Origin of the sequence: Actinophytocola sp., assembly GCF_050699935.1 — a bacterium.
GTDB lineage: Bacteria > Actinomycetota > Actinomycetes > Mycobacteriales > Pseudonocardiaceae > Actinophytocola.
Window position 1 is genome coordinate 17752 of record NZ_JBOHGB010000015.1, and the last position, 9213, is coordinate 26964.

Annotated in this window: 10 protein-coding genes and 1 pseudogene; 5 read left to right on the forward strand and 6 right to left on the reverse strand. The window is 67.7% G+C overall.

Annotated features, from left to right (window positions below; translation table 11 throughout):
- Nucleotides 1–765: 765 nt before the first annotated feature.
- Nucleotides 766–932 (forward strand): annotated as a pseudogene (locus ACRDTB_RS08240) (ArsR family transcriptional regulator); the annotation flags it as partial.
- Here the strand turns inward: ACRDTB_RS08240 and ACRDTB_RS08245 are convergent.
- Entirely contained in the window at nucleotides 911–1729 is an 819-nt protein-coding gene (locus tag ACRDTB_RS08245) for a Stf0 family sulfotransferase (RefSeq protein WP_431429412.1), read from the reverse strand. The pseudogene ACRDTB_RS08240 and the gene ACRDTB_RS08245 overlap by 22 nt on opposite strands.
- A 2-nt stretch (nucleotides 1730–1731) precedes the next feature.
- Here ACRDTB_RS08245 and ACRDTB_RS08250 point away from each other — a divergent pair, with 2 nt between their 5' ends.
- The 4 genes from ACRDTB_RS08250 to ACRDTB_RS08265 all read left to right on the forward strand — a co-directional run bounded on the left by ACRDTB_RS08250 (nucleotide 1732) and on the right by ACRDTB_RS08265 (nucleotide 5381).
- Complete coding sequence (locus ACRDTB_RS08250; RefSeq protein WP_431429413.1) at nucleotides 1732–2154, forward strand: NAD-dependent epimerase/dehydratase family protein; 423 nt, start codon at nucleotides 1732–1734, stop codon at nucleotides 2152–2154.
- Nucleotides 2155–2497: 343 nt separating this feature from the next.
- On the forward strand, nucleotides 2498–2983 hold the full coding sequence (locus ACRDTB_RS08255) for a hypothetical protein (protein ID WP_431429414.1): 486 nt from the start codon (nucleotides 2498–2500) through the stop codon (nucleotides 2981–2983).
- On the forward strand, nucleotides 2980–3783 hold the full coding sequence (locus tag ACRDTB_RS08260; protein ID WP_431429415.1) for an ATP-grasp domain-containing protein: 804 nt from the start codon (nucleotides 2980–2982) through the stop codon (nucleotides 3781–3783). Before ACRDTB_RS08255 ends, ACRDTB_RS08260 begins: the two co-directional genes overlap by 4 nt.
- Nucleotides 3693–5381 carry a hypothetical protein gene (locus ACRDTB_RS08265; protein WP_431429416.1) on the forward strand — a complete coding sequence of 563 codons (1689 nt, stop codon included), beginning with the start codon at nucleotides 3693–3695 and terminating at the stop codon, nucleotides 5379–5381. The genes ACRDTB_RS08260 and ACRDTB_RS08265 overlap by 91 nt, the downstream gene beginning before the upstream one ends.
- Here the strand turns inward: ACRDTB_RS08265 and ACRDTB_RS08270 are convergent.
- The 5 genes from ACRDTB_RS08270 to ACRDTB_RS08290 form a co-directional block, all read right to left on the reverse strand.
- The gene (locus ACRDTB_RS08270) at nucleotides 5279–5611 is read right to left on the reverse strand and encodes a DNA/RNA helicase domain-containing protein (RefSeq protein WP_431429417.1); all 333 of its coding nucleotides are present in this window, start codon (nucleotides 5609–5611) and stop codon (nucleotides 5279–5281) included. The two genes, ACRDTB_RS08265 and ACRDTB_RS08270, sit on opposite strands and share 103 nt — an antisense overlap.
- Before the next feature lie 11 nt (nucleotides 5612–5622).
- Complete coding sequence (locus tag ACRDTB_RS08275) at nucleotides 5623–6270, reverse strand: methyltransferase domain-containing protein (RefSeq protein WP_431429418.1); 648 nt, start codon at nucleotides 6268–6270, stop codon at nucleotides 5623–5625.
- Nucleotides 6271–6691: 421 nt separating this feature from the next.
- Nucleotides 6692–7471 (reverse strand): amino acid ABC transporter ATP-binding protein, encoded by a 780-nt coding sequence (locus tag ACRDTB_RS08280; RefSeq protein ID WP_431429419.1) that lies wholly within the window; start codon nucleotides 7469–7471, stop codon nucleotides 6692–6694.
- Complete coding sequence (locus tag ACRDTB_RS08285; protein ID WP_431429420.1) at nucleotides 7468–8286, reverse strand: amino acid ABC transporter permease; 819 nt, start codon at nucleotides 8284–8286, stop codon at nucleotides 7468–7470. Before ACRDTB_RS08285 ends, ACRDTB_RS08280 begins: the two co-directional genes overlap by 4 nt.
- Before the next feature lie 79 nt (nucleotides 8287–8365).
- On the reverse strand, nucleotides 8366–9172 hold the full coding sequence (locus ACRDTB_RS08290; protein ID WP_431429422.1) for an ABC transporter substrate-binding protein: 807 nt from the start codon (nucleotides 9170–9172) through the stop codon (nucleotides 8366–8368).
- Between the last annotated feature and the right edge of the window lie 41 nt (nucleotides 9173–9213).

Genomic DNA, 9213 nt, shown 5'->3' on the forward strand with positions numbered 1-9213 from the left:
AGACTGAGGTGTGGCACCTGGACCCTCAGACCATGCCCGCCCGAACTCACGTCCCCGACGAATGAGCCCGTCCGGCCAGCATTCGAACTGGCGTGGAATTCATAGATCACGACAGACCAAAGCGGTACGTTGTGCGGTACCCGGGGAGCGGCTCGAAATAGAGGCATCGAAAGTCGTGGGTAAGAGAGTGTCCGAGGACGATCTTGCGCACGATCCCTACGTCTGGGCGTGCCCTGATCTCGCCCCTATACCGCATTTTATGGGGCCGCCGGCCTGGGCTGGCCGCGACAGGGCATGTGCGTGACGCCGTTGAAGTGGCGTTCGACCCAGATGAGGCTTTGTGGGGAGCGAAGCTTCCAACGCGTCCTCGTCCAGCCGGCAGTCCCACGCCACGCAGGCGTCCTCCAGCCGCCGGTGCACCTCCGCGACCGGCCGGCCCGTGAACCCGATGAACACCTCGTCCAACGCCCATACCAGCGACACCACCGCCGGCCCCGGCGCACGCTCATCCACCACACCCATCCTCACCCCGCCAACACGGGCGCGACCAGCGGAAACACCCGAACGAGGTGGGGCGAAATCAGAGTGCCGCACACTGCTCTGTTGTGTCTGTGTGCCGTTCCGTCCGGCTGCTCGCACAGCATGGGCGACAGACCTTCCTGCGGTCTTCCACCTGCCTCACAGTCGCTGCGGGTCGTTGGTCACACAGTCCCGCTCGTGATGCGGTTCGTTAACACATTCCGATATAGGCATATGATGGCCGCCATGGCACGAGCGGCGACGACCTCGGACGCGTCAACGCGATCGCCGAGCCGCAGCGGCGGGAGATCCTGGTGCTGCTGCGGGGCGGCGAGCGGCCGGTGACCGAGCTGGCGCGGGATCTGGGGATGAGCCAGCCGCAGGCGTCCATTCAGCGAGACTTGAATCTCGTTATCCAGTCTGCGTTGAGTTGATCGGCCTGTCGACGGTGCCCGACCACCAGTTGCCGATCCGGCGGAACATTCAGACCGAGATAGTCGAGCACCTTTTGTGCAGTGCGGGGCGGATCTGCCGCCAACTCCTCATACGTCACCTCGCAAGGCACGGTGCTGTGAGAGGCGAACCAGACTGTCCAGTCCGCCTCGGATCTCTCGATCGTGGCGACAAGCCGACCAATCAGCTCTTCGTCGTAATGAGGATCCTGACCTCCGGGCGCGACGGCTTCGCCCGGATGCCAGAAATGGGTTTGCAGTGACTTTGCCCACGACACCGCCTGGGCCACGACGTCGCGTCGCCGCAGGTGAACGAATCTGAGTTGACCCAACTGGGCGCTCAATAGGTCTACATCCGTCACCGTTGGTATAGATGCGGCGGCGGCAAGGCCACTTATCAGTTCCGGCAGCGTCTCTGCCATGATCCTCCCGCCAAAGACACCGTTCGACGTCTTGCCGGCGGTTAGCGCCGCTCGAACGAACGCTTCGTCGATCCGTCCATCACGCGGTCGGGCTATACGCCAGTCGTCGGCGTACTCATTCAAACTCTTGCGATTGAAGTAGGAGGCTGGGTGGCCAGCAACCCCGGACGAGTCCAGCAGACCGCACAGCAAGGTACTTCCCGAGCGGGGTGTCGCGCAGATCAGGTACGAGTCAAAATCTGGGCGTGTCACAATGGAAGACGGTAACCAAGCGTTGACCTGGGACCAACCGAATTCCCGCACGTCGGTGGGCGCGTGAAGACGGCTCTCCGGCATATATGACGTGCAACGTGTTCGGCACCCAGCGGCTGCTCGAGGCGGTGCGTTCGGCGCCGTCGGTCCGCCGCGTCGTGTTCGCCTCGAGCGGCTCGGTGTACGGGGCGACGACGGCCGAGTCGGCGCACGAAGGGCTCGTGCCGCAACCGCACAGTCCATACGGCGCAACCAAACTCGCCGCCGAGCACCTGTGCGGGATGTACGCCGAGAACTTCGGCGTACCCACTGTCGCCCTGCTGTACTTCTACGCCTATGGCCCCCGGCAACGGCCGGACGTCGCGGTGTACCGGGCCATCGAGAGCGCCCTGCGGGGGAGACGTTCCCGGTCTTCGGCAACGGCGCGCGGCGTGACTTCACCTATGTCGGCGACATCGTGGACGCGACGCTGCGTGCCGCATCCGCGGACCTCGAGCCGGCCGCGGTGATGAACGTGTGCACGGCGACCGCGACGAGCGTCGACGACGTCCTCGCCGAGGTCGAGGCAGCGCCCGGACGACCACTCGTCCGGGCCGCGGAGGCGAACCGCGCGGGCTACGTGGCCGGTGGTGCGGGTGCCAACGAGCGGGCGCCTGCTCGGCTGGGCACCCACGACAACGCTCGCGGACGGCGTACGCCGCCAGGTCGAGTGGCAGCGAACCGCTATCTGACAGGGAACCGAGCTGTTCAGCACGAGAAAACGCGCAGACATACCTGGGGGTATTCGTTGCGGTCGCGAAACGCGCCGATTCCCATTGTTCAAGAGTTCATTGGCCCGCGATGAAGGAGTCATTGATCGATATCGTCGACCGGGCCGTCGTCGAGCAGGCCACGATCAGAGCCGTCGCCTTCGACTTCGACGACACCATTGTCCGCAGCCCGGTGTCGTGGCGGTCCGTCATGGCCGAGCTCTTCGTCGAGGTGCTGTACCCGGATGTACTGGCGGCCGACCGCGCCTCGCTGCACACCGGCATGACCGAGCGCATCACCGCGGACTCCGGTGTCTCGCTGTCCGTGTTCATGGACCGGCTTGCCGAGCAGGCCGCGCGCGCCGGAGTCGCCGGTGCGCGTTCCGCGGGCGAGTACCGGGCGCTGTTCGACGCGTGCTGGAGGTCGGCCGCCGACGATGACGACCCGGCACATCAGAGCAGGGCGATCGCGATGTTCGGCGAAGGCCTGCTGTGGTTGAACGCCACCAGGTCACTCGTCCTCGGCGACCTGCGCACGGCCGACGACGTGTGGCGGTTCGTCCACTCGCGCGGCGAGGTGACGCGATGACCGGGGCCAAGCCGCGGCTGCTTGTCCTGTACGACAAGGGATCCTGTGGTCCGCTCGAGATCCATGGCTCCCTCTCGCCGCTCGCCGGGCTGGAGTTCGCGATCGGCCGCAGCGAGCACGCACGGCAGGCGGTGCCGATCCTCGAAGGCCTGGGGACGGTGCGTCCGATCGACGACGTGCTCGATGACCGCGCCGAGGTGCCTGCGGGCGGGTACGCGGGCGTGCTGACGTACAGCGAGCGCATGCTCGACGACTGCTCCGTGCTCATCGAGCGGTGGGACCTGCCCGGTCATTCCACCGAGGTCGTCGCGGGCCTGACGGACAAGTCGGTGCAGCGGGCGCGCCTGGCGCGTGCGGGGCTCGGCGACGTCCGGAGCGTGCCGGCGCGGACGGCGGACGAGTTCGCGGCGGCGTTCGCGGAGGTCGGCACGCCATGCGTCGTGAAGCCCGTGCGTGGCGAGGGGAGCAGGCAGACGTTCCGCGTGCTGGACCCGGACGAGGCACGCCGGCTGACCGGCGAGCTCACGGCGGAGCCAGGCGGGACGGCGCCCGAGCACTACGTCGTCGAGGAGATGCTCCGAGGCGAGGAGCCGGGCCCGTTCGCCGACTACGTCTCCGTCGAGACGATCAGCCGGGCTGGCGTCCATCGCACGGTCGGGGTGACGAGCAAGTTCCCGCTCGCGGAGCCCTTCCGGGAGACGGGCCAGCTGTGGCCCTGCCATCGACCGGTCTCCTGGCAGGCGGAGATCGAGCGTTCGTCGGCGACGTGCTCGACGCGCTCGGCGTGCGCTGGGGAGTGACCCACGCCGAGCTCAAGCTGACGGTATCGGGCCCGCGGGTGATCGAGGTCAACGGGCGGCTGGGCGGCGACGTCGCTGACCTGTGCCTGCGCGCGCTCGACTTCGACATCATCGCGGAGGCGGGCCGGGTGGCGCTGAACACCGGGACCGGATTCGCCGGGCCGTACCGCGGTTCGGACGTGATCTTCCAGTTCAACAACCTCGCGCCGGCGTCGGCCCGGCAACTTGTGGGGGTGCGCGGGGTCCGCGAGCTGCGCAAGGTCGCGGGCATCGCCCGGTACTCCACCCGGATCTTCCCGGGCACGTCGATGGAGGACTCGGTCGGCACGCAGGAGTTGGACACGATCTACGGCGTCGCCGGCAGCCCCGGTCACCTGGCGGCGGTGCTGGCGGAGGCACTGACCGTGCTGACGTTCGAGTTCGCCGACCGCGACGGCGCACGTTCGGTCGTGCCCGCACTGCGTCTGCCGTCCGCCGGGTTCCTGGGGGGAGGGGTGAGCGTGACAGACCAGCATGCCGCCGCCGGGTCGACCCGCACGTTCCTCGTGCTCGGGCTGGTCGACGCCCTGGGCACCGGGTCGTTCGTGTCGAGCAACATCGTCTACTTCAACACGGTGCTGGCCTTGTCGGGCGGCACCGTGTCGGCCGTGCTCTCACTCGCCGGCTTCGTCGCGCTCGTCTGTCTCGTGCCGCTCGGCCGGTGGGTGGACCGGCTCGACGCCCGCGTCGTCCTCAACGTCGGTATGTGCGTGGCGTTCCTGGCCTACCTCGTCGAAGGGCAGCATCGTCCTGTTCGTCGTCGCGACGTGCGGGATCGTCATGCTGCAACGCACGATCGCGCCGGTGATCGCCGCCGCGATCGGCCGGGCGGCGGCGGACCGGGTGGTGGTGCGCGCGAAGAACCGCGTCGCCGCCAACCTCGAGCTGTCGCTGGGCGGGGCGGTGTCCGCGGTCTGCGTCGGGATCGGCACCCCTGCCGCAATGCGTGCGCTCGTGCTGATCAACCGCGCGTCCTATGTGGTCTGTGCGGTGGTGGCGCTGGCCCTGCCGGCGATAAAGGGGGAGGCCGCCGGACGGTGGCGCAGAACCTCGCGTGTGCCCTGATAGTCGCCGGCTGCGCGCTGGTCGGGCTCGCCGCGCAGGTTCCGGTGGACGTGGTCGTGGCGCTCGTCGTGGCGGCGGTGATCCTGCTGTCGTTCGCCGAGCTGTTGCAGGCCGCCGGCGCCTGGCACCTGTCCTACGAGCTGGCCGACGACCGGCAGCTGACCGAGTACCAGTCGGTGTTCAGCCTGGGCGTCGCGGCGCAGAGCGCGTTCGGCCCGATCCTCGTCGCGTCGGTGACGGTCGCGTTGCCGGGCGGGGCCGGCCGGGTCCGTGCTGTCCGCGGTGGTGCTCGGCATCGCCGCGGCCGGCGGCCGGCCCCACGCGCCAGTTCCGCTGGGCTTCAGCGGTACCTTCCGTCCCAATCCGGACGTATCGTCGGTGCTTTGCGCGTTCACACTTTGGGAACACCGAGATCGGCGAAGAGCCGTCGCGTGGCCGGGTCGACCGAATACAGCACGGTGCCGCGGACCGAACGCGTCATGAGCACGCCGTAGGCATTGCGGATCGCGCGTGAGAGGTCGTCGGTACGGATCCTGCTGGCTTTGCTCAGTACGTGTTCGCGGTGGACCTTCCAGCCATTGCCACTCCAGGTGAGGTCCGGTCCCACGATCACACCACCCCATTCGTACTCGAGGCCCTGGGCGGTGTGGACGCAGCCGACCCGCCCGAAGAGCAGGAGGCGGAGGAGATCCGCGCTGCCGGGTCGCCTGTGCTGGCCGATCATTCGCCGGTCGTCTACGGCTTGCGCCCCCGCGCCGACACCAGTGTGGGGCCGTAGATCACCGGGTCACAGGTCTCGTCGTCGAAGTCGGCGATCACCTTGTCCACCTCCGCGGGCGACACCAGCCCCGCGTCGATGAGCCGCTCGCGGAACTGGACGAACTGCGTCTGCCAGCTCGGAACCTGCGGCATGCGTCGGGGGAGAGCGACCGCCTCGGTGTCGACGTCCGCGGTGCCGGCGGCGTGCAGGATGCCGGTCAGCTTCGCGCCCATGTACGGGTCGCCGCCGCCCATGCGGAGTATCCCACCGGGTGCCGCGGCGACCTTCCGCCACGTGCCGTCCGGCGGGTAGGAGATCAGCAGGCTGGCCAGGTCGTACTCCTCGACGAGCAGCCATCCACCGGGCACCAGCGCGCGGAGCAGCTTGTCCACGATCGCGCGCGGATCCGGCAGGTGCGCCAGGACCAGCCGCGCGCAAATCAGGTCGTTGACGGATTCGCCTAGCGCGTCGGTGGCCACGTCGTGGCGCAGCACCTGGACGTTCGGCGCGTCCAACGCCCGCAGCCACGTGGTTTCGATGTCGGTTGCGACGACGTGGCCGGTGTCGCCGACGTTGTCGGCGAGCCATCGTGTCACGGTCCCGCTGCCTGCGCCGACCTCCATGCAGCGCCAGCCTTCGGTGAAGCTCCATGCCTCGGAACCACAAGGTAGCGGCGACTAGCGGCCTCGCAGAAACGCCGGCAGCGGAGCCCCGACCCACACTCCGGAGACCTGTCCGCGTTCAAGAGTTCTTGTGGGGCCACGAATCCGGTTCGGGATGATCGTGAGGTGAGAGCGCGAGGTGGTTCGCCGGTGCGGTGGTGGCAGGCAGTCTTGGTGATCGTCGTTCCGGTGGTGCTGGCCACACGGGCGCGATATTGGTGTTGCGCCACCATGATGGCCGTCCCGGACCCGCTGCCGACCGTCTACTTCGGAGGCTCCTCGCGCGCGGCGCTGCCGGTCGTCAGCTGCTGCGCAGTGTGAGGTTCAGAGCCAAACGCCCGTGGAAAACGACGGACCATGCTCCCGGAACATTGCTACCGAGTCATTCGGCCCGGTCGACATGCACCGGGTTGAGCACCCGTGACAGGAAGGTACGCGTGCGTTCCTCCTGCGGGTTACCGATGACCTGTTCCGGCGGGCCCTCCTCGACGACGACGCCGTCGTCCATGAACAGCACCTTGTCCGCGACCTCACGAGCGAACTGCATCTCGTGCGTGACGACGAGCATCGTCATGCCCTCGTCGGCCAGCCGACGCATCACGACGAGCACGTCCCCGACCAGCTCCGGGTCCAGCGCGGACGTCGGCTCGTCGAACAGCATCACGTCGGGGTTCATCGACAACGCCCTGGCGATCGCCACCCGCTGCTGCTGGCCGCCGGAGAGCTCGCCCGGCATCGCGGTCTCGCGGCCCGCGAGACCGACCCGCTCGAGATTCGCGAGTCCGGTCTGCTTCGCCTCGGCCTTGCTGCGCTTGAGCACCTTGGTCTGCGCGATCGTGAGGTTGTTCAGCACGTCCAGGTGGGAGAACAGGTTGAACGACTGGAAGACCATGCCGATCTTCGTCCGGGCGGCGTCGATGTCGACGTCCGGGTCGGTCAGCTCGACCCCGTCCACGACGACCGAGCCTGCGGTCGGCTCCTCCAGCACGTTCACGCAGCGCAGCAACGTGGACTTGCCGGACCCGGAGGGCCCGATGACGCACACCACCTCACCGCGCTTGACCTGCACGTCGATCCCGCGCAGCACCTCGACGTGGCCGAACGATTTGCGCAAGCCGGTGATGTCGACCGCGAGTTCGGGAGTCTCTGCCGCCGTACTCATGCGTTCACCTCGGTCGATTCGGGTGTGCTGATCTTGCTGCCACCGGTTCGCCGCTCCAGGTGCCGGGACAGGTAGGAGAGCGGGATCGTGATGATCAGGTAACAGACGCCGGCCACCAGGACTGGCGTGAGGCTCCGGGACTCGTTCAGCGCGACCCGACCGAACTGGGTCAGCTCGTACTCGGACACCGAGGCGCCGAGGAACAGCGCCAGCGAGGAGTCCTTGGTGAGCAGGATCAACTCGTTGGTCAGCGGCGGCAGGATGATCTTGAACGCCTGCGGAATGACAATGGTGACCATCGTGCGGCCCGGCGACATGCCCAGCGAGCGGGCCGCCTCGACCTGACCACGCGGCACCGCCTGGATCCCGGCCCGCAGGGTCTCGGCCATGTAGGCCGACGCGACGATGCCGAGCGCGATCATCAGCGCCACGTACTTGTCGAGGAAGGTGTCGAACGCCAGCGGGACACCGGTACCCACGGCCAGGATGACCAGCAGGGCCGGCAGGCCGCGGAAGAACTCGATGTACAGGCCCGAGATCCAGCGGTACACCCGCACGGTTGACAGCCGCATCAGCGCGAGCACGAGCGCGAGCCCCAGCCCGAACCCGAAGCCCAGCGCGGTGTAGATGACCGTGTTGACCAGGGCGACGGTGATGACCTCCGGGAACATGTCCCGGGCGACCTCGAGGTCGAAAAACGTGTCGCGGATCTTGCGCCAGTTGGCGGTGAACGCCACGACGAGAACGACCGCGAGCAGGATGCCGTACTGCACCATGCGGATGACCCGCGCCCGCTTGCGCTTGGACATGGCCATGGGAAGTCAACTCCTCGAGAGTTGGATCGACCAAAGCGAACGGGGCCCGCGCGGCACGCGCGAGCCCCTGGACGACCGGCTACTTGGCGGGCGGCTTCGTGCCGAACCACTTCTCGTAGAGCCGGTCGTACTCGCCGCTCGACTGGGCCTCGGCCAGTACCTCGTTGACCACGTCCAGCAGGGCGGTGTTGCCCTTGCGGACGCCCATGCCGTACTGCTCGCCGGTGTCGAACTCCTTGACGACCTGGAAGTCGGTCTTCTCCTTGACCCAGTCGTAGAGCACGCCGTTGTCGTTGATCCCGGCGTCGACCTGGCCGGACTCCACCGCCGTCAGCAGCAGGCCGAGGTCCTCGAAGTTGACGATGTCCGCACCCTCGGCGTTCTCGTTGGCGTAGTCGAAGCCGGTCGTGGAGTTCTGGGCGCCGAGCTTCTTGCCGCCGAGATCGGTGATGTCCGCGATGCCGGACCCCTTCTTCGCGACCAGCGCCTGAGTGGCCTCGAAGTACGGGTCGGAGAAGTCGATGTTCTGCTTGCGCTCGTCGGTGATCGTCATGCCGGCGGACGAGATGTCGCACTTGCCGGAGTTGAAGTCCGCACCGGACTGGATGCCGTCGAACGGGGTGTCGATGACTTCTTGCTCGACGCCCAGCTTGTCGGCGACCATCTGGACGAGGTCGATGTCGAAGCCGATGACCTCGCCGTTCTCCTCGTACTCGAACGGCTTGTACGGCAGGCCGGTGCAGTTGGTCAGCGTCCCCTCGTTCACCAGTTCCGGGCCACCGTTGCCGGCCTCACCGCCGTCGCCGGAGTCGTCCCCGCAGCCCGCGAGCACCAGGGCCAGCGCAGGCACGAGCACCAACAGTTTCAGCGTGGGGCGACGCGTCACGGTGTCAACTCCTCGTCACTCAGATCTGCTCGAGTGAGGCG

Excerpts from the sequence above, each read along its gene's own strand:
- ACRDTB_RS08270 (WP_431429417.1), bottom strand. The coding sequence starts at position 5,611 with ATGATCGGCCAGCACAGGCGACCCGGCAGCGCGGATCTCCTCCGCCTC.
- ACRDTB_RS08285 (WP_431429420.1), bottom strand. The coding sequence starts at position 8,286 with ATGGCCATGTCCAAGCGCAAGCGGGCGCGGGTCATCCGCATGGTGCAG.
- ACRDTB_RS08280 (WP_431429419.1), bottom strand. The coding sequence starts at position 7,471 with ATGAGTACGGCGGCAGAGACTCCCGAACTCGCGGTCGACATCACCGGC.
- ACRDTB_RS08245 (WP_431429412.1), bottom strand. The coding sequence starts at position 1,729 with ATGCCGGAGAGCCGTCTTCACGCGCCCACCGACGTGCGGGAATTCGGT.
- ACRDTB_RS08275 (WP_431429418.1), bottom strand. The coding sequence starts at position 6,270 with ATGGAGGTCGGCGCAGGCAGCGGGACCGTGACACGATGGCTCGCCGAC.
- ACRDTB_RS08260 (WP_431429415.1), top strand. The coding sequence starts at position 2,980 with ATGACCGGGGCCAAGCCGCGGCTGCTTGTCCTGTACGACAAGGGATCC.
- ACRDTB_RS08250 (WP_431429413.1), top strand. The coding sequence starts at position 1,732 with ATGACGTGCAACGTGTTCGGCACCCAGCGGCTGCTCGAGGCGGTGCGT.